Genomic DNA, 19,019 nt, shown 5'->3' with positions numbered 1-19,019 from the left:
CGGTGGCTACCCTGAGTCAGGACCTGCCGTCACGCGATCACCCTGGAGCACCCCGTGAGAACCGCCGTCGTCATCGGAACCGGACTGATCGGCACCTCGGCGGCGCTCGCCCTGACCGCCCGCGGCATCACCGTCCACCTCGTCGACCACGACGAGGCGCAGGCCCGTACGGCGGCCTCCCTCGGCGCCGGGACGGACGCCGCCCCGGAGTCCAAGGTCGACCTGGCGATCGTGGCCGTACCGCCCGCCCACGTCGCCGCGACGCTGGCGGAGGCCATCGGGCGGGACGCGGCCCGGGCGTACGTGGACGTCGCCAGCGTCAAGGGCGGGCCCCGGCGGGAACTGGCGGCGCTGGGCGCCGACACGACCGCCTACATCGGCACGCACCCGATGGCGGGCAAGGAGCGGTCCGGCCCGCTGGCCGCGACGGCCGACCTCTTCGAGGGAAGGCCCTGGGTGCTGACCCCGACCCGGGACACCGACCACGAGGTCCTCAACCTGGCCCTGGAACTCGTCGCGCTGTGCCGGGCCGTCCCGGTGGTGATGGACGCGGACGCGCACGACCGGGCCGTGGCGCTGGTCTCGCACACCCCGCAGCTCGTGTCGAGCATGGTGGCGGCCCGCCTGGAGGAGGCCGACGAGACGGCGGTGCGGCTGTGCGGCCAGGGCATCCGGGACGTGACGCGCATCGCGGCGTCGGACCCGCGGATGTGGGTGGAGATCCTCTCCGCGAACCCGGGGCCCGTCGCCGACGTGCTCGCGGGCATCGCCGCCGACCTGGACGAGACGGTCGAGGCCCTGCGCGGACTCCAGTCCGCGGACGAGGCGAAGCGGCGCGGCGGGGCCGCCGGCATCGAAGACGTGCTCAGGCGGGGCAACGCGGGCCGCGTCCGGGTCCCCGGCAAGCACGGCGCGGCGCCCATGGCGTACGAGACCGTCGGGGTGTTCATCAGCGACAAGCCGGGCGAGCTGGCCCGGATCTTCGCCGACGCCGGACGGGCCGGGGTCAACATCGAGGACGTGCGGATCGAGCACGCGACGGGCCAGCAGGCCGGTCTGGTGCAGCTGATGGTGGAACCGCGGAGCGTGGCCGTCCTGGAGACCGAGCTGCGCGAACGGGGCTGGGCCCTGCGCCAGCAGTGACCCGGCCCGGGAGGCCCCGGGAGGCCCCGGTCGGGCCCGGCGCAGCGCCCGGCGGGCGGGTTCCGTCGGGCCCCTCCCCGTCCCGGCGGCCGCGGGCGGGACGGGGAGTGGTCCGGGCCCGGTAACCTGGGGAGGGGCGCTATTGGCGCGCCCGCACACTCAGGCGTAACCAGGAAGGTGCCCGCACCGTGGAAACCGCAGCTCCGTCCGCCGTGATCGTCGCCATCGACGGTCCCTCCGGCACGGGCAAGTCCAGCACCTCCAAGGCCGTGGCCGCCAAGCTCGGGCTGCGCTACCTGGACACCGGTGCCCAGTACCGGGCCATCACCTGGTGGATGATCACCAACGGCGTCGACACCGACGACCCGCAGGCCATCGCCCTCGCCGCCGGCAAGCCGGCCATCGTCTCCGGCACCGACCCGGCCGCCCCCACCATCACCGTGGACGGCCTGGACGCCTCCGGTCCGATCCGCACCCAGGAGGTCACCTCCAAGGTCAGCGCCGTCAGCGCCGTCCCCGAGGTGCGTACCCTGATCACCGACCTCCAGCGCTCCATCGCCGCCGAGGCGGCCCAGGAGGCCGCCGGGATCGTGGTCGAGGGCCGGGACATCGGTACGACCGTCCTGCCGGACGCCGACCTCAAGATCTTCCTGACCGCCTCCGCCGAGGCCCGCGCCGCCCGCCGCAACGGCGAACTGCGCGGCAAGGAGGCCGCCGACCTGGCGGCCACCAAGGAGGCGCTGATCAAGCGCGACGCCGCCGACTCCGGCCGCAAGACCTCCCCGCTGGCCAAGGCCGGCGACGCGGTCGAGGTCGACACCACGGACCTCACCCTCGACCAGGTCATCGAGTGCGTCGTCACCCTCGTGGTGGAGCGGCAGGGCCGCGAGGCGCGGAAGCCGGCGGCCCGCCCGTGAGCGAAACGCCCTCCCTCAAGGGTGCGGCGGTCGGCAGACGCATCGGCATCGGCCTCATGTACGGCCTGTGGAAGCCGCGCGTGCTGGGGGCCTGGAAGGTGCCCGCCTCCGGCCCCGTCATCCTGGCCGTGAACCACGCGCACAACATAGACGGCCCCATGGTCATGGGCACCGCGCCGCGTCCGCTGCACTTCCTGATCAAGAAGGAGGCCTACGTGGGCCCCCTCGGGCCCTTCCTGCACGGGATCGGCCAGGTCAAGGTGGACCGCGCGGGCACCGACCGCACCGCCATCACCCGGGCGCTCTCGGTGCTGGAGCGGGGCGGCGCCCTGGGGATCTTCCCCGAGGGCACCCGCGGCGAGGGAGACTTCGCCTCCCTGCGGGCCGGCCTCGCCTACTTCGCCGTGCGCGGCGGCGCCCCCATCGTGCCCGTGGCCGTCCTCGGCAGCACCGAGGCGAAGGGCCGCCTCGTCAAGGGGCTGCCCCCGCTGCGGGGCCGGGTGGACGTCGTCTTCGGCTCCGCCTTCGACGCCGGGGACGGCACGGGACGCCGTACGCGTACCGCGCTGGACGCGGCCACCGTACGCATCCAGGACCGGCTGACCGCCCACCTGGCCGACGCCAAGCGCCTCACCGGCCGCTGAGCGAGACTTGACCCAGTAGTGGAACCGCGCTGCGCGGGTGCCACCGATCACCACGAACGACGAGGAACGGACTTCATGAACGACCAGCACGACCACGGAGCACTTGGCGACGCCGAGTACGCGGAGTTCATGGAGCTCGCCGCGGAGGAAGGCTTCGACCTCGAAGAGGTCGAGGGCGCGCTCGAGGAGGCGAGCGGTGGCCCGCTGCCCGTCCTCGCCGTCGTCGGCCGCCCGAACGTCGGCAAGTCGACCCTGGTGAACCGCATCATCGGCCGCCGCGAGGCCGTCGTCGAGGACAAGCCGGGCGTCACCCGCGACCGCGTCACCTACGAGGCCGAGTGGGCGGGCCGCCGCTTCAAGGTCGTCGACACCGGCGGCTGGGAGCAGGACGTCCTCGGCATCGACGCCTCCGTCGCCGCCCAGGCCGAGTACGCCATCGAGGCCGCCGACGCGGTCGTCTTCGTCGTGGACGCCAAGGTCGGCGCCACCGACACCGACGAGGCCGTCGTCAAGCTGCTGCGCCGCGCCGGCAAGCCCGTCGTGCTGTGCGCCAACAAGGTCGACGGCCAGAGCGGCGAGGCCGACGCGGCCGCCCTGTGGTCCCTGGGCCTGGGCCAGCCGCACCCCGTCTCCTCCCTCCACGGCCGCGGTACGGGCGACATGCTCGACGCCGTGCTGGAGGCGCTGCCGGAGGCCCCCGAGCAGACCTTCGGCGCCGGCACCGGCATCGGCGGCCCGCGCCGCATCGCGCTCATCGGCCGCCCGAACGTCGGCAAGTCCTCGCTGCTGAACAAGGTCGCGAAGGAGGACCGGGTCGTCGTCAACGAGCTGGCCGGCACCACCCGCGACCCGGTCGACGAGCTGATCGAGCTCGGCGGCGTGACCTGGAAGTTCGTCGACACGGCGGGCATCCGCAAGAAGGTGCACCTCCAGCAGGGCGCCGACTACTACGCCTCGCTGCGTACGGCCGCCGCCGTGGAGAAGGCCGAGGTCGCGGTCATCCTGATCGACACGACCGAGAACATCTCCGTCCAGGACCAGCGCATCATCACCATGGCCGTCGAGGCCGGCCGTGCCATCGTGATCGCCTACAACAAGTGGGACGAGCTCGACGAGGAGCGCCGCTACTACCTCGAACGCGAGATCGAGACCGAGATGCAGCAGGTCTCGTGGGCGCCGCGGGTCAACGTCTCCGCGCTGACCGGCCGCCACATGGACAAGCTGGTCCCGGCGATCGAGACCGCGCTCGCGGGCTGGGAGACGCGCGTCCCCACCGGCCGGCTGAACGCCTTCCTCGGTGAGGTCGTCGCCGCCCACCCGCACCCCATCCGCGGCGGCAAGCAGCCCCGCATCCTGTTCGGTACCCAGGCGGGGAGCAAGCCGCCGCGGTTCGTCCTCTTCGCCTCGGGCTTCCTGGAGCACGGCTACCGCCGCTTCATCGAGCGCCGCCTGCGCGAGGAGTTCGGCTTCGAGGGCACCCCGATCCACATCTCGGTCCGGGTGCGCGAGAAGCGCGGCGCGCAGTACAAGAAGAAGAAGTAGGACGGCGCGGGGTCAGTAACCCCGGCGCGGAGCGGGCGGCAGGGCCGCCGGGATGTGCTGCATCCCGGTCTGGTGCTGGCGCCCGCCGCCGTATCCGGAGCCGGTGGAGCCGGCGTAGGCGTACGAGGGCTGCGGGGCCGGCACGGGCGCGTACGCGGGCTGCCAGGAGTCGCCCGGCTGCCATCCGGAACCGCTCGCGGAACCGTTCCAGCCGCTGCCGTACCCGCCGCCGTAGGACCCCGCGTACGCGCCGGTGCCGTACGAGCCGCCGTACGAGAACGCCGTGAAGCCGAGGTCCTCCTCTCCCGTGCGGTCGCCCGGCAGGGCCCGGAAGGCGCGCAGGTACTCGGAGTACAGCGTGTCGTAGATCGGGGTGTGCGAGGCGGCCGGAGCGAGGTCCCGGTCCCGTGCGGGGCGCATCGGGGGGACGCTGCTCGAAGGGGACGGGGCGCGGGAGGGGTCGTATGAATGCACGTATCAGCCAACGAACCCGGCGCCCTGCGGATGCGGGGTGAGGCGGACCGAAACGCAGATCGCCGGGGGTGCGCGGGACGGACCGCGCACCCCCGGCGCATGCCGCCCGGCCCCCTCGTGAGGGGCGGACGGCGGTCTCCGGTGGGGGAGTGGGAAGCGGGAGCGGGGGCGGTCAGGCGCCCGGGGTGCCGGCGAGGGGCATCGAGGCGGCGACCAGCTTGCCGTTGATGGCGGCCTTGTCGAGGGCGTCGCGCAGCAGGTCCTCGCGGGGCTGCTGGCCGATGGAGCCGACCGGGGCGGCGTAGATGAGGACGCGCTGGGTCTTGTTGACGGCGGCCCGCCAGCCGTCGGTGACGCTGAGCGCCTGGTGCGCCTGCCACCAGGCGACCTGGGGACCGCCCTCGGTGCCGGGCTGGAGCACGGCGTGCAGCTGGCCGCCGGCGAGCAGCACCGACCAGCCGCCGAGCGGGGAGGGCAGCTCGGTGGTGTCGGTGACCGGGATGAAGCCCTGCTCGATGAGGAGCGGCAGGAAGTCGTCGCCGGGGCCGGTGGTGCCGGGGCGGGCGATCGGCGCGGTCGGCTCGACGACCAGCGCGGGGTGCAGGTCGCCGCCGATCAGGACCAGGCCGCTGGTGATGCCGAGGACGGCCTGGCCGCCGGGGACGGCCGCGGGGACCTCGCCGGCCTGCGCGTCGTCGGGGGCCGGTCCGTCGCCGGTGATGCTGCGGACCGCACCCTGGAGCTGCTCCTCGGAGACGTTCACGACCTGCGAGGGGATGCAGCCGGCGTGGGCGAAGGCGAGGACGGCGGTCTCCTCGCCGACGAACAGCACCGTGCTCGTCGGGTCGGTCTCGGGGTCGCCGGGGGTGCGGCAGGAGGTGCAGTCGTAACTGCTCGGGGCGTCGTCGCCGGTGAGCAGCCTGTCGGCTTCTTCGTCACCGATCTCGGCACGTACCTCAAGACTGACGTCGAGCATGCGCGGCACGGGGTGGCTCCTCATTCGTGCGGACGCCGGGGGGTTCCCGGCTCGCCGGGATCAACGGCCGAGCGGCGGCCGGGGTCACGCCGTTTGAGGGAACGGAATCGAACCGGGCACCCGAAAGAGTGAACCGTCCGACCGTGGCTTCGTTTCGGTGGCAACTATTGCCTGGTTGTGCGCAGTTGGTGCCCGGTACCGGCCGTTCGGGAGCCGGACGCGGGTCGGCCGTCCGGGTGGGGCGCGGGGGCGTGCCGCGTGGCGGGCCGGGCGGGCGTCGGGCCCTCCGTAGCGTGACCCGATGCCCGAACTCTGTCGCCGGGGCCGGTGGGCCGCGGTCGCGGCCGGCGCCGCGCTGGCGCTCGTACTCCCGTGGGGCGTCGACGCGGTGGCCGCGCCGCCCCCGCCGGCCCCGGGGCCCGCGGCGCGGCGTCACGGGCCGGACTGCGGACCCGGCGGCGCGTGGCCGTGGGACTGCGTGGCCGACTGCGAGAGCGGCGGACGGTGGGCGGTCGACACCGGCAACGGCTTCTACGGCGGGTTGCAGTTCTGGCAGCCGACGTGGGAGGAGCACGGGGGGCTCGCCTACGCGCCGCGGGCGGACCTCGCCAGTCGCGAGCAGCAGATCCTGATCGCCGAGGAGGTGCTCGCCACCCAGGGGTGGGGGGCGTGGCCGGTGTGCGCGAAGCGGTACGGGCTGGCGGGGCGGATGCACGTGGTGCGGGCCGGGGACACGCTGGAGGGGATCGCGCGCCGGCGGTCGGTACGGGGCGGCTGGCGGGCCCTGTACGAGGCGAACCGGGGCCTGATCGGGGCCCGCCCGGAGCGGCTCCGTGCCGGGCTCTTCCTGACCCTCCCGCCGACGGGGCGTCCCGCCTCGTCGCCGCCGACCGCGACCCCGGCCGCCCCGCCGACCCCGCCCCCGGCCGCGACGGCCCCGATGGCCCCGTCGACCCCGGCCGCCTCGCCGCCACCGTCCGCCTCACCGCCGCCGACCGCGCCCCCGACCCCCACCCCGGCCGGGTTGGGCGTCCGGCCTGAGCGGGCGGGCTGACTCGGCGGCGGGGGCGGCCCGCCCTCGGTGGGGTGCGCGGGCCGCGGTCCGGTGGGGGTGGGGGAGACTGCGGGGATGCTCGACACCTCCGCACGACTGCTGCGCCTGCTGTCCCTTTTGCAGGCCCACCGCGAATGGACCGGCCCCGCCCTCGCCGAACGGCTCGGCGTCACGCCGAGGACCGTGCGCAGGGACGTGGACCGGCTGCGGGAGCTCGGCTACCCCGTGAACGCCACCCCCGGCACCGCGGGCGGGTACCGCCTCGGGGCGGGGGCCGAGCTGCCGCCGTTGCTGCTCGACGACGACGAGGCCGTCGCCGTGGCCGTGGGGCTGCGCACCGCCGCCGGCAACGGCGTCGAGGGGATCGGCGAGGCCTCCGTACGGGCCCTGACCAAGCTGGAGCAGGTCCTGCCGACGCGGCTGCGCCGACGGGTCTCGGCGCTGAACGAGTTCACCGTCCCCCTGCTGCGCCCCGCCCGCCGCGAGACCGTGGACCCGGCGGTGCTGACGGAGCTGGCGGCCGTGTGCCGGGACGCGGAGCGGCTGCGCTTCGGCTACCGCGACCACGGCGGCGAGGTGAGCCGCCGCACGGTCGAGCCGCACCGGCTCGTCTGCACCGAGCGGCGCTGGTACCTCGTCGCCTGGGACCTCGACCGCGAGGACTGGCGCACCTTCCGGGTGGACCGGATCGAGCCCCGCCCGCCGCACGGCCCCCGGTTCACACCCCGCCCGGCGCCCGCCGAGGACCTCGCCGGGTACGTCTCCCGGGGGGTCTCGCAACACGCCTACGCGGCGCGGGCCGTGGTGCGGCTGCGGATGTCGGCGGAGGAGGCCGCGCGGATCGTCGGCCCGTCCGACGGGTCGTTGGAGCCGCTCGACGCGCACAGCTGCCTGCTGCGCACCGGGGCGGTCAGCCTCGACGTTCTGGTGATTCACATCATGCTGCTCGGCTGTGAGTTCGAGGTCGTGGAGCCCCCCGAGCTGACCGAGCGGATCCGGGGTGCGCGGGACCTTCTCGGGCGCGCTCTGCAAGGAGAGGCGGAGGGTTCGGCGTCTGCGGATCAGGGGAATCCGGAAATGGCTTAGGCGCTTCTCCGAAGGAATTCGAAGGGATATCGAGCCGGGCGTGTCGCGGGCCGCGCGGAATGCCGTGCGCGGTCTTCCGCAGGAGTTGCGGGCCGCCCGGCCCGGGGCGCGCCGTCGTCGACAACCCGTGACACAAGCGTGACCCGGTACGGAGGAACCTCCGGGCGCTCGGCTGACGGGCCGTGCGTATGAACGGCGAAAGCGGGCCGGTCGGGTGACCGGCCCGCTTTCGCGTGCGGGGTGAAGGCGTGTGCGTACCGTCCCCGCGGGGTCGTCCTCAGCCCCCGGTGGCCGGGCGGGCCGAGGCTCCGCGCCCGGTGCCGCGGTCGCTGTGCGCGGGGCGGCGGCTGCCGGCCGGGGTGACGGGGGTGCGTTCGGAGCGGATGAGGTGGGGTCGGCCCGCGGTGTGCGCGCTCGACCGCAGGGCCGGGGAGTGCGTCGCCGCGGGGGCGGCGGTGCGGGCGTCGGCCGTGTTCCGGGGCTGCCACTTGCCGCCGGCGGAGAGCAGCGGTGTGAGCGCGGCCGCGACCGGCTCGGAGACCCGACCCTCCTCCAGGCGCCGCCGCCACAGCTCGCGCAGCTGGAAGACGAAGGCCTCGGCGCGGGCGATGAGCGGCTCGAACCAGGGCAGCGCCAGCATGATGAGCAGGCCGGCGGTCCAGCCGAGGAGTACGTCGGAGACCCAGTGGGTGCCGAGGTAGACCGTGGTGGCGCCGACGCTCAGCGAGACCACCGCCGAGACGATGGACAGCACCCGCCGGGTGACCGTGGTCGAGGCCAGGTAGGCCAGGATTCCCCAGGTCACGACGGCGTTGGCGGTGTGGCCCGACGGAAATATATCGCCGCCCGCGAAGAGTTCGGCGGAGCCGATCTGCGTGGCGTAGTGCGGGCCGAGCCGGCCGAGGCCGAGCTTGACGGAGCCGACGGTGACGTTGAGCAGGAGCAGGGCCACGCCGAGGGTGATCAGTGGGCGCAGGGTGTGCTGGCGCCACGAGCGCCAGCCGAGCCAGGCCGCGACCATCACGGCGGTGGGGCCGCGCTGGCCGAGCACGACGAGGTAGTCGAGGAAGGCGTGCAGCTGCGGCCACTGCTCGTAGGGGCGGAAGAACATGATCTGCCAGTCCAGCCGGACGAGCCAGGACGTCGTCAGGACGGCGACGACGATCGCGAGGTAGAACGCGAGGGTCGAGGCGAGGAGCACGACGCGGTGCCGGCTCATCCGCGGCGTTTGCAGATGAGCCGGACGCTCTGGTTCCCGGTCCAGCCGGGCGAACACCGGCTCCAGACGGGTCAGCATTTGGTCAGTACGCACTCAATCGACGTTACCGCGCGGCGAAGCGCGGCCCGGTCGAATCGCGGGCTTTGTGATGACCATGTGATGTGGAGTGCGTCTCACGCGGACTTTAATTCCCGTGATTTCGCCTCTTGTTGGAACTTCTCGGAATCAACTGCGGGAGTCCTGACCCGGCAATTATCCGCATACTTACGCCGGACTTATTGCGGCGCCCCAATTCCTTTGCCCAACCATGGATTGGAATGGTCCATTCCGTGATCACGGCGGGCCGGAGCCGTTCAGCCAGAAGGCCCCGTACACCGCCGCCACCAAGGCCAGGGACCCCACGACGGCCACCGCCCGGCCCGTCCGCAGGCGGGCCAGGGCCACCGCCGGCGGCAGCAGCAGGGGGAACGCCGGCAGCAGCAACCGGGGCTTGGAGCCGAAGTACCCCGAGGCGCAGAGCGCGAGCGCCACCACGATCCCGGTGTAGACGAGCAGCGCGGCGGGCAGCCGGCGCCGTACGCACAGGCCGTACAGCCACAGCACCAGCGCCACGCCGACCAGCAGCCCCAGCCCCGCCGGGAAGGCGGGCGACGCCAGGCGGGCGCCGATGAACCGGGCGAACGCCCAGCCCCCGTCGAAGCCGTTGCCCCAGCCGGCCTGCACGTCCAGGTAGCCCAGCAGCCCGCCGCCGGTGTGCCGGCCGACCCACAGGACGTACGCCGCCGCCCCCATCGGGGCCAGCAGCACCCCGAGCGCCATCCGCCGGGACCGCTCCCCGCGCCGCGCCGCGAGCACGGCCGCCACCCACACCGCCGCGACCACGGCGGCGCCGACGGGCCGGGTCAGACCGGCGCCCGCCGCGAGCACCCCGGCCGCGACCCACTGGCCGCGCAGCGCGTGGTGCAGCGCCCACGCGGCCAGGGCGGTGAACAGCGACTCGCTGTACGCCATCGACTGCACGATCCCGACGGGCAGCGCCGCCCAGAGCGCCACCGCCCAGACCCCGGCCCGCCGCCCGTGGAGCCGGTCCGCCACGGCGAAGACGCCCCAGGCCGCGGCGAGCCCCGCCACCGCCGACACCACCAGGCCGGCCGAGCCGTACGACAGGCCCGTGACGGCCGCCACCGCCCGCTCCAGCCAGGGCAGCAGCGGGAAGAAGGCCAGGTTGGAATGGACGGCCCCGCTGGGCAGGACCACCTCGTACCCGTACCCCTCCGCGGCGATCCGGGCGTACCAGAGCGAATCCCACCGGGCCGACAACAGGGTGTGCGGGCTGCTGCCGGCCACCGCGCACCAGCCCGCGAGCACGCCCAGCACGAGGAGGCGGACCGCCGCGAAGGCGGCGAGCGCGGGAGCGGCCCGCCGCAGACCGGTGCGGTGCGCGGGCCCGGGCCCGGCGGGCGCGGGGCCTTCGGGTCCGGGCGTCGCGGGCGGGGACGGCGGGGGAGGCGGGGAAGGCGGGGAGGTCACGGCTCCGAGTATCGACGCCCCGACCGGCCGGCCCGGCCACCGCCCCCACCGCCCCCGCCGACCGGCCCGCCGGCCCGTCACCCTTCCGTGTCGGCGTGGCCCGTCACCCCCTCCGGGCGGAACCACGCATGGTCACCGGACGTGTGCGAGGAGGGAGGACGGAACGGGGCGAGTGGCACACACCACACGTGGGCCGTCGTCGGGATGAGAGCTTGACCACGTGTCGGACACACGAACTCGCGTACGCTGACCCTTCACTCGCGTGTCGATGCCGGACCCCGTAGGACGCCGCTCAGCGCACCACCCCGCGGCGCCCCACGACGCTGTCCGCCGAGTGCGAGGGACCACCTGGAGGTACATGCATGTCGGGGACGAACATGACCGGCGACAGGAACCCTTCCCTTCGGCAGCGGCTCGCCGCCGCCTCCGACGGGGCGAACCGCTGGGTCGTCCTGGCCGTCCTGTGCGTCAGCCTGGTGCTCGTCGCGCTCGACGCGACGATCCTGCACGTCGCCGTCCCCTCCGTCACCGAGGACCTGCGCCCCGGCGCGATCGAACTCCTGTGGATCGTCGACGCCTACCCGCTGGTCTGCGCCGCCCTCCTGATCCTCTTCGGCACGCTGGGGGACCGGGTGGGCCGCCGCCGGATCCTGCTGCTCGGCTACGGGCTCTTCGGCGCGGCCTCCGCGCTGGCCGCCCTCGCCGACGACGCGCAGGTGCTGATCGTCGCGCGCGCCCTGCTCGGCATCGGCGGCGCGATGATCATGCCGGCCACCCTGTCGATCCTGCGCCAGGTCTTCCCCGACCGGCGCGAACGCGCCCTCGCCATCGGCATCTGGACCGCCGTGGCCGCCATCGGCGCGGCGAGCGGCCCCGTGCTCGGCGGCTTCCTCGTGCAGCACTTCTGGTGGGGATCGGTCTTCCTCATCAACATTCCGCTGATGGCCCTGATCCTGCCGCTCGGCCGCTGGCTGCTCCCCGAGTCCAAGGGCGCCTCCGACGGCCCCTGGGACGTGCTGGGCGCGCTGATGGCCGCCGGCGGCGTCCTCGGAGCGGTCCTCGGCATCAAGCGGATCGGCGTGGAGCGCCGGCTCCTGGACGCCGAGGCGGTGGTGCCGCTGCTCCTCGGCGTGGCCCTGCTGATCCTCTTCGTACGCCGCCAGAAGCGGCGCGAGCACCCGTTGATCGACATGCGGATGTTCTCCCGGGCCGCCTTCTCCACCTCCGTCGGCTGCATCGTGCTCGCCATGCTGGCCCTGGTCGGGCTGGAGCTGATCGCCGTCCAGTACCTCCAGCTGGTGTTGGAGCTCAGCCCGCTGGAGACCGGGTTGAGGCTGCTGCCGCTCACCTTCGCGGCCATGGCCGCCGGCGCCACCGGCTCGTACACCCTCCAGCGGGTCGGCCCGCGCGCGATGGTCTCGCTCGGCTTCGTGCTGACCGCCTCCGCCGTGGTGCTGCTGACGCTGATGGGGCAGCAGGACCGGCCCGTCCTGCTGACCGTCGGCTTCGTCCTGCTCGGCTTCGGCCTCCAGACGACCCTGTTCGCGGCCTACGAGTCCATGCTGAGCGAGGCCCCGGCCGAGACGGCCGGCGGCGCGGCCTCCATAGGCGAGACCTCGTACCAGCTCGGCGCGGGCATGGGCATCGCCCTGCTCGGCAGCGTGATGAACGCCGCCTACGCGCCCGGCCTCCTGAACCTCCCCGGCGTGTCCGCCGAGGACTCGGCGGGAGCCGCGCACTCGCTGGGCGAGGCCTACCAGATCGCCGCGAACCTGGGCGGGCCGGCCGGGGAGACCCTCCACGCCGCCGCCCGGCACTCCTTCGTCCACGGCCTGCACGTCACCCTGCTGGTCAGCGCCGGCCTGCTGCTGGCGGGCGCCGCGATGGCGCTGATGCTGCCGCGCACCATGGAACCGGCCGAGCGCTCCGAGGCCGCCGACCGCGAGGCCGCCGACCGCGCAGGGGACGCCGCCGTGCGCCTGCCCGCGCAGCCCACGGGCACGACCGGCCGCTCCGGGGCCACCGCGCGGATCCCGGGTCCCGCGACCGAGGCCGACCGCGACCGGGCGGGCCGTACGGCCTGACCCCGCCACCGGCGGGCGGCCACCTCCGGGAAATCCGGGGGTGGACCGGGAGCGGGGTCGGCGACAAACTTGCAGCGCGAGTTTTTCCGCCCCACGTGCCCGCCGGGAGGCCCCTCTTGTCCGCGCCGTCCGCATCCTCGGCGTCCTCCGCGCCGAGGACCCCCTTCGCGCCCACCGATCCGCTCGGCCTCGACGAACTGCTCGGCCCGGAGGACCTGGCCGTCCGGGACACCGTCCGTTCCTGGGCCGCCGACCGCGTCCTGCCCCACATCGCCGGCTGGTACGAGGACGGTGAGCTGCCCGGCATCCGCGAGCTGGCCCGCGAGCTCGGCTCCATCGGTGCGCTGGGCATGTCCCTGACCGGCTACGGGTGCGCCGGTGCCAGCGCCGTCCAGTACGGCCTGGCCTGCCTGGAGCTGGAGGCGGCCGACTCCGGGATCCGCTCGCTGGTCTCCGTACAGGGTTCGCTCGCCATGTACGCGATCTGGAAGTACGGCTCCGAGGAGCAGAAGCTGCGCTGGCTGCCCGGCATGGCGGCCGGCGAGCTGATCGGCTGCTTCGGCCTGACCGAGCCCGACGTGGGCTCCGACCCCGCCGCGATGCGCACGTACGCCAAGCGCGACGGCGGCGACTGGGTCCTCAACGGGCGCAAGATGTGGATCACCAACGGATCCGTGGCCTCCGTCGCCGTGGTGTGGGCGCAGACCGACGAGGGGATCCGCGGCTTCGCCGTCCCCACGGACAGCGCGGGCTTCTCCGCCCCGGAGATCAGGCACAAGTGGTCGCTGCGCGCCTCGGTGACCAGCGAGCTCGTCATGGACGACGTACGACTGCCGGCGGACGCGGTGCTTCCGGGCGTCACGGGGCTCAAGGGACCGCTGGGCTGCCTCAGCCACGCGCGGTACGGGATCGTCTGGGGTTCCATGGGCGCGGCGCGCGCCAGTTTCGAGGCCGCGCTCGACTACGCGCGGACGCGGGAGCAGTTCGGCAAGCCGATCGGCGGCTTCCAGCTCACCCAGGCCAAGCTCGCCGACATGGCGCTGGAACTGCACAAGGGCATCCTGCTCGCCCACCACCTGGGGCGGCGGATGGACGCGGGCACCCTGCGTCCGGAGCAGATCAGCTTCGGCAAACTGAATAACGTCCGCGAGGCGATCGAGATCTGCCGCACCGCGCGGACCATCCTCGGGGCGAACGGGATCTCATTGGAGTACCCCGTCATGCGGCACGCCACCAACCTCGAATCGGTCCTCACCTACGAGGGCACCGTCGAGATGCACCAACTGGTGCTGGGCAAGGCGCTCACCGGGCTGGACGCCTTCCGGTAGGCCGGTGAGGGCCCCGCTCAGCTCTGGTTGAAGAAGTCGCGGGTACGGCCGCCCGCCTCGCCGTTGACGATCTGGGTGTCGGCCGGGGTCAGGAGGAAGACCCTGGTCGCCACCCGCTCGATCGAGCCGCGGAGCCCGAAGGTGAGGCCCGCCGCGAAGTCGACCACGCGCTTGGCGTCGGTCGGGTCCATGGAGGAGAGGTTCACGATCACCGGGACGCCCTCGCGGAACAGCTCGCCGATGCCGCGCGCGTCGCGGAAGCCGTCCGGGGTGACCGTCGCGATCCGCCGGCCGCGCTCGACCGCGGAGTCCGACGCGACCTTGACCCGGGGATCGGTGACCCACTGGTCGCCGGGGCCGGAGACCGTGCCCTGCTGGCGCTCCACCGCCTCCGCGTAGTCGTCGTCGTAGTACCGCTCGTCGTCGCTGTCCTCCACGAGACCCAACCAGGCACTCGCCTTGCGTACCGAACCCATGGACGCCTCCTTTCACCGTGGCCAGTCTGTCTTCTTCTCCGCTGCCCCTATGGTCGTCCATGATGCTGACAACGCGCCAAGTGGATAGTCGCCGCGCAGGGGTTTCGTGACGGGACTGGTGCAGAACATCCGTTGCACCGTCAAGGTTCCCGGTGGCTACCGCTGCTGTCTGAGTGAAAATACGACCGCCACCACCGTACGGGTGAGGCGTCGATGCATACGGGTGAACGATCGGGCTGGATACGATGCCCCGGAAACTCGCAGCTCACACACGGGGGACCGGATTGTTCGGCATCGTCAGACCTTGCACGCACCGGCTCGGCGAACGGTTCAAGACCGAGTGGATGGCTCATCTGTGCGGGCTCTGCCTGGCACTTCGGGGTGACCACGGACAGTTCGCGAGGATCGTCACGAACTACGACGGGCTGCTCGTCTCCGTTCTGACGGAGGCTCAGTCGGGGCCGCTCGCCGGCTCCCGCCGCACGGCCGGCCCCTGCCCGCTGCGCGGGATGCGCACCGCGCCCGTGGCCAACGGGGAGGGCGCGCGGCTCGCCGCCGCCGTCTCGCTCGTCCTGGCCTCGGCGAAGGTCCGCGACCACGTGGCCGACCGCGACGGGCTGTTGGCCCGCGCGCCGATAGCCGCCGCCGCCCGCCGGGTGGCCCGGGGCTGGGACCGGGCCGGCGCCCGCACCGGCGCCTCGCTCGGCTTCGACACGGCGGTGCTCGTGGACGCCGTGGACCGGCAGGGCGGCATCGAGACCCTGGCCGGGATCGGCACGCCCGTGCTGGTGGTCACCGAGCCGACGGAGACCGCCACCGCGGCCGCCTTCGCGCATACCGCGGTCCTGGCGGGACGGCCAGGCAACGCGACCGCGCTGGCCGAGGCCGGCCGCTACTTCGGCCGCCTCGCCCACCTGCTGGACGCCGTGGAGGACCAGGCCGCGGACGCCGGGGCGGGCGCCTGGAACCCGCTCACGGCCACCGGAACCTCCCTGGTCGAGGCCCGGCGGCTGTGTGACGACGCGCTGCACGGGATCCGGCTGGCCCTGGGCGAGGTGGAGTTCGCCGACGCGGGGCTGGCGCACCGGCTGCTGGTGCACGAGCTGCGGACCTCGGTGGACCGGGCCTTCGGCGTCGGCACCTGCCGGCACGGCGTGTCGAACGCCGCCGGCCAGGGGCAGGGCCCGTACGCGGGCGGCCCGTACGGCGGCGATCAGCAGGGCGGCGGCCCGTACGGGGGCGGCCCGTACGGCGGCCCCGGCCCGTACGGCGGCCCCGGCCCGTACGCCGCCGGGGCCTACGGCGCCCCGCAGCACGGCGGACCCCACGCCCCGCCCGTCCCCGGCGGTCCCGCCGGCCCGCCCCCGGGCGGCCCGGGCGGCCCCTGGGGCCCGGGAGGCGGTGGCGGCCACGGCGGCCCCGGCGGCCCGTTCGGGCAGAAGCCGCGCCGCGGACTGCTGGCCGGCTGCGCGGTGGCGCTCGGGCTGTTCTGCACGTGCCAGATCTGCTGCGCGGAGCACGAGGGGCCGTGGTCGCGCAAGAAGCGCGACCCCTGGTGCGACGCGTGCGAGTGCTGCGACTGCTGCCGGCCGAACTCCTCGATGACCGGCGGCAGCGAGGGCAGCGGCGCAGACGGGGGCGGCGGCGACGGCGGTTGCTGCGACTGCAACTGCTGCGACTGCAACTGCGGCTGCGACTAGCCGCTCGCGCGACCGCCGGCGCGGACTGCCGCCCGCGCCCGCCGTCCGGGACCTGCGCCCGCGCCGACCGGCCGGGACTCGCTCCCGGGACGTCCGGCGGCCGGGACCGCCCCCGACCGTCCGGCGGTACCCCGGTCGGGAGGTCGGGCCCCGGTCGGGACCCCCGGCCCGGACCCCGGTCGGGACCGGCGGCCGCGTCCGTCCGCCGGCCCTCCCGGGGCCTCGGGCCGATGGGCGACGTGGCGTCAGTTCCGGCTCCGCGCAGGCCCGGACGGGGTACTCCCGGGTTTCCGGCCGGGCCCGTGTGGAAGGGTTGAGCGGCATGAGTGACGACGAAGCGGTCAAAGCCTGGCAGGAGTGGCGCGAGCACCGTGAGGCCACGGTCTCCGCGCCCTACGGCCCCCTCTCCCTGATCGGCACCCATTGGCTCGCCGACTACCCGGAAGGTCGAATTCCGGCCGTTCCGGGGCATTGGCGCGCCACCGACGACGGGGTGGAGCTGAAGGCCTCGCCCGAGGACGCCCTCGTCCTGGACGGCGCGCCCCTGGACGGCGAGGTGCGCCTGGGTCCCGACGAGGGTTCTCCCGCGCACGCGCGGATCGCCGTCGGAGCCGCCGGCGGGCCGCGGCTCGTGGTGATCGCCCGCGAGGGGGAGTGGGCGGTGCGCGTCTTCGATCCCGCCGCACCCGCCCGCACGGCGTTCCGGGGGGTGGAGGCCGGCCCGTACGACCCGGACCTCGTGCTGCCGGGGCACTTCCGTCCGTACGACGCGGACCGGACGGTCCAGGTGGAGAACGCGGACGGGCGGGCGCGGGGGCTGGGCCTCGGCGGGGAGCTGAGCTTCACCCGCGCGGGAGAGCGCCACACCCTCCAGGTGGCGGTGGACGCCGGCGACGGCGCCCTGTGGGCCGTCTTCGGCGACGCCACGAGCGGCCGATCCAGCTACCGCTTCCGTTTCCTGAGGCCCGGCACCCCGGCCGCCGACGGCTCGATCCGGGTCGACCTCAACCGCGTGTTGTTGCCGCCCTGCGCCTTCGCCGACCACTTCATCTGTCCTTTCCCGCCGCCCGGGAACACGCTGCCCTTCGCGGTGGCGGCGGGGGAGCGGCGGCTGAAAGGCGCCCTTGTCGCCGAGAACTGACGCCGCGACACTCCCGTCAGCGTCATCGGCGGACTTGTCAGGGGCACGTCGAATCACGCGGCTCCCGCCGCGCGGTCCCGGCGACCCCACCGCCGCTCACCGGCCCCGGCACCCCCACGAACGCCGGGCCCCCCGACCCCCTTCCGGGAGGACGTGAAGTGAGGAACAAGAAGATCAACCGTGTCCGGCTGCTCGCGGTGGCCACCGGCCTGGCCGCCGTCGCCGCGCTCGCCGCCCCCACCGCCGCCAGTGCGGCCGGCGAGGAGGACGGCTTCAGCGCGACCCGACTCGCCGCCGCGGGAGCCTCCGTCCTGCGCGCCGACGTCGCGGGCACCGCCTGGCACACGGACCCCGCCACCGGGACCCTCGTCGTCGCCGCCGACTCCACGGTCAGCGCCGCCGACATCGCCAGAATCCGCCGCGAGGCCGGGCCCGACGCCGGCGCCCTGCGCATCGAACGCACCCCGGGCAAGCTGACCAAGCTGCTCTCCGGCGGCGACGCCATCTACGCCAACAGCTGGCGCTGCTCGCTCGGCTTCAACGTCCGCAGCGGGAGCAACTACTACGCCCTGACCGCCGGGCACTGCACCGACGGCGCCGGTACCTGGTGGAGCAACTCCGCCCGCACCACCGTCCTCGGCTCCACCACCGGCTCCAGCTTCCCCAACAACGACTACGGCCTGATCAAGTACGCGAGCAACTCCCCGGTGCCCCCCGGCACCGTCGGAGGCCAGGACATCACGACCGCCGTCAACGCCACCAACGGCATGTCCGTCACCCGGCGCGGCTCCACCACCGGAACCCACAGCGGCACCGTGACCGGTCTCAACGCCACCGTGAACTACGGCGGCGGCGACGTCGTCTACGGCATGATCCGCACCAACGTCTGCGCCGAACCGGGCGACAGCGGCGGCCCGCTCTACTCCGGCAGCCGCGCGGTCGGCCTCACCTCGGGCGGCAGCGGCAACTGCTCCTCCGGCGGAACCACCTTCTTCCAGCCGGTCGTCGAGGCCCTGAACGCGTACGGCGTCAGCGTCTACTAGCCCTACTGGCCCTACTGGCCCTACTGGCCCTGCCGGCCCCTCGCGGCACCTCTGGACGTCCTCCCGGCTTCTGGGAGGATGTCCAGGGTGTCCACGGGGAAGGGCTTGCGCATGAAACGCATCGGCGTCACCGGCCACCGCTCGATCCCGGACGAGGCGCTGGAGCACGTGCGCGAGGCGCTGCGCGCCGTACTGGGCGACCACCGGGGACCGCTGGAGGCCTTCTCCAGCCTGGCCGACGGCGCCGACCAACTCTTCGCCGACCTCGCCCTGGAATGCGGCGCCGACCTCACCGTCGTCATCCCCAGCGGGGACTACGAGCGGACCTTCGAGGACCCCGACGCCCTCGCCGGCTACCGGCGACTGCTGCGGCGCGCCACCCAGGAGGTCCGGATGGCCTTCGACCGCTCCACGGACGAGGCCTACTACGCGGCCGGTACCTACATCGCCGACTCCTGCGACCGGCTCGTCGCCGTCTGGGACGGCCTCCCGGCCCGCGGGCACGGCGGCACCGCCGAGATCGTCGCCTACGCCCGGGGCCTCGGCAAGCCCGTCACCGTCATCTGGCGCGAGGGCGTGACCCGCGACTGAGCCCGTCGGGCCACGGCCGAGCCCGTCGTGCCGCGGCCGAGCCCGTCGTGCCGCGGCCGAGCCGCGCCCCC

The 19,019-nt window shown here is 74.3% G+C and carries 17 protein-coding genes; 12 read left to right on the top strand and 5 right to left on the bottom strand.

Features of this window, described 5'->3' with window-relative positions; translation table 11 throughout:
- The first annotated feature begins 54 nt into the window (after positions 1 to 54).
- The 4 genes from ACZ6ZI_RS19795 to der all read left to right on the top strand — a co-directional run bounded on the left by ACZ6ZI_RS19795 (position 55) and on the right by der (position 4,246).
- Positions 55 to 1,143, top strand: a complete 1,089-nt coding sequence (locus tag ACZ6ZI_RS19795) for a prephenate dehydrogenase (protein WP_469522350.1) — start codon at positions 55 to 57, stop codon at positions 1,141 to 1,143.
- Positions 1,144 to 1,331: 188 nt separating this feature from the next.
- Entirely contained in the window at positions 1,332 to 2,060 is a 729-nt protein-coding gene (cmk, locus tag ACZ6ZI_RS19790) for a (d)CMP kinase (RefSeq protein ID WP_469522348.1), read from the top strand.
- A gap of 56 nt (positions 2,061 to 2,116) precedes the next feature.
- Positions 2,117 to 2,704: a lysophospholipid acyltransferase family protein gene (locus ACZ6ZI_RS19785; RefSeq protein ID WP_363056760.1), complete on the top strand. Its 588-nt coding sequence runs from the start codon at positions 2,117 to 2,119 to the stop codon at positions 2,702 to 2,704.
- A gap of 75 nt (positions 2,705 to 2,779) precedes the next feature.
- The gene (gene der / locus ACZ6ZI_RS19780) at positions 2,780 to 4,246 is read left to right on the top strand and encodes a ribosome biogenesis GTPase Der (RefSeq protein WP_469522346.1); all 1,467 of its coding nucleotides are present in this window, start codon (positions 2,780 to 2,782) and stop codon (positions 4,244 to 4,246) included.
- A gap of 12 nt (positions 4,247 to 4,258) precedes the next feature.
- Here the strand turns inward: der and ACZ6ZI_RS19775 are convergent, their stop codons facing one another.
- A complete protein-coding gene (locus ACZ6ZI_RS19775; protein WP_469522344.1) occupies positions 4,259 to 4,666 on the bottom strand; it encodes a hypothetical protein in 408 nt (135 codons plus the stop codon).
- Between the two features lie 226 nt (positions 4,667 to 4,892).
- Positions 4,893 to 5,705: a hypothetical protein gene (locus tag ACZ6ZI_RS19770; protein ID WP_469522341.1), complete on the bottom strand. Its 813-nt coding sequence runs from the start codon at positions 5,703 to 5,705 to the stop codon at positions 4,893 to 4,895.
- Between the two features lie 292 nt (positions 5,706 to 5,997).
- Between ACZ6ZI_RS19770 and ACZ6ZI_RS19765 the strand changes: the two genes are divergently transcribed.
- Both ACZ6ZI_RS19765 and ACZ6ZI_RS19760 read left to right on the top strand, forming a co-directional pair.
- Positions 5,998 to 6,750, top strand: coding sequence for a transglycosylase family protein (locus tag ACZ6ZI_RS19765; protein WP_469522338.1), 753 nt, complete (start codon positions 5,998 to 6,000; stop codon positions 6,748 to 6,750).
- Between the two features lie 75 nt (positions 6,751 to 6,825).
- Complete coding sequence (locus ACZ6ZI_RS19760) at positions 6,826 to 7,836, top strand: helix-turn-helix transcriptional regulator (protein WP_469522335.1); 1,011 nt, start codon at positions 6,826 to 6,828, stop codon at positions 7,834 to 7,836.
- 277 nt (positions 7,837 to 8,113) lie between these two features.
- On the opposite strand, the gene ACZ6ZI_RS19755 is transcribed toward ACZ6ZI_RS19760, so the two are convergent.
- A complete protein-coding gene (locus ACZ6ZI_RS19755; protein ID WP_469522462.1) occupies positions 8,114 to 9,133 on the bottom strand; it encodes a phosphatase PAP2 family protein in 1,020 nt (339 codons plus the stop codon).
- Between the two features lie 255 nt (positions 9,134 to 9,388).
- A complete protein-coding gene (locus tag ACZ6ZI_RS19750; protein ID WP_469522459.1) occupies positions 9,389 to 10,483 on the bottom strand; it encodes a glycosyltransferase family 39 protein in 1,095 nt (364 codons plus the stop codon).
- Between the two features lie 464 nt (positions 10,484 to 10,947).
- Between ACZ6ZI_RS19750 and ACZ6ZI_RS19745 the strand changes: the two genes are divergently transcribed.
- Together ACZ6ZI_RS19745 and ACZ6ZI_RS19740 are read left to right on the top strand one after the other, a co-directional pair.
- On the top strand, positions 10,948 to 12,669 hold the full coding sequence (locus ACZ6ZI_RS19745; RefSeq protein ID WP_469522332.1) for an MFS transporter: 1,722 nt from the start codon (positions 10,948 to 10,950) through the stop codon (positions 12,667 to 12,669).
- A 116-nt stretch (positions 12,670 to 12,785) separates the two neighbouring features.
- A complete protein-coding gene (locus ACZ6ZI_RS19740) occupies positions 12,786 to 13,997 on the top strand; it encodes an acyl-CoA dehydrogenase family protein (protein WP_469522330.1) in 1,212 nt (403 codons plus the stop codon).
- A gap of 17 nt (positions 13,998 to 14,014) precedes the next feature.
- Here ACZ6ZI_RS19740 and ACZ6ZI_RS19735 read toward each other — a convergent pair whose 3' ends face one another.
- A complete protein-coding gene (locus ACZ6ZI_RS19735) occupies positions 14,015 to 14,473 on the bottom strand; it encodes a cell division protein SepF (protein WP_363056662.1) in 459 nt (152 codons plus the stop codon).
- 284 nt (positions 14,474 to 14,757) lie between these two features.
- Between ACZ6ZI_RS19735 and ACZ6ZI_RS19730 the strand changes: the two genes are divergently transcribed.
- From ACZ6ZI_RS19730 to ACZ6ZI_RS19715, 4 genes are all read left to right on the top strand, one after another.
- Positions 14,758 to 16,173, top strand: coding sequence for a DUF5685 family protein (locus ACZ6ZI_RS19730; RefSeq protein ID WP_469522325.1), 1,416 nt, complete (start codon positions 14,758 to 14,760; stop codon positions 16,171 to 16,173).
- 322 nt (positions 16,174 to 16,495) lie between these two features.
- On the top strand, positions 16,496 to 17,314 hold the full coding sequence (locus ACZ6ZI_RS19725; RefSeq protein ID WP_363056658.1) for a DUF1684 domain-containing protein: 819 nt from the start codon (positions 16,496 to 16,498) through the stop codon (positions 17,312 to 17,314).
- Positions 17,315 to 17,472: 158 nt separating this feature from the next.
- Positions 17,473 to 18,357 carry a S1 family peptidase gene (locus ACZ6ZI_RS19720; protein WP_469522322.1) on the top strand — a complete coding sequence of 295 codons (885 nt, stop codon included), beginning with the start codon at positions 17,473 to 17,475 and terminating at the stop codon, positions 18,355 to 18,357.
- A 111-nt stretch (positions 18,358 to 18,468) separates the two neighbouring features.
- Positions 18,469 to 18,948, top strand: coding sequence for a hypothetical protein (locus ACZ6ZI_RS19715; RefSeq protein ID WP_469522319.1), 480 nt, complete (start codon positions 18,469 to 18,471; stop codon positions 18,946 to 18,948).
- Positions 18,949 to 19,019: the final 71 nt, after the last annotated feature.

The sequence above is a fragment of the Streptomyces sp. NPDC103540 genome (genome assembly GCF_055584445.1).
Note: the sequence above shows the minus strand (reverse complement) of the source record. Positions and strands in the feature narration are given on the sequence as shown.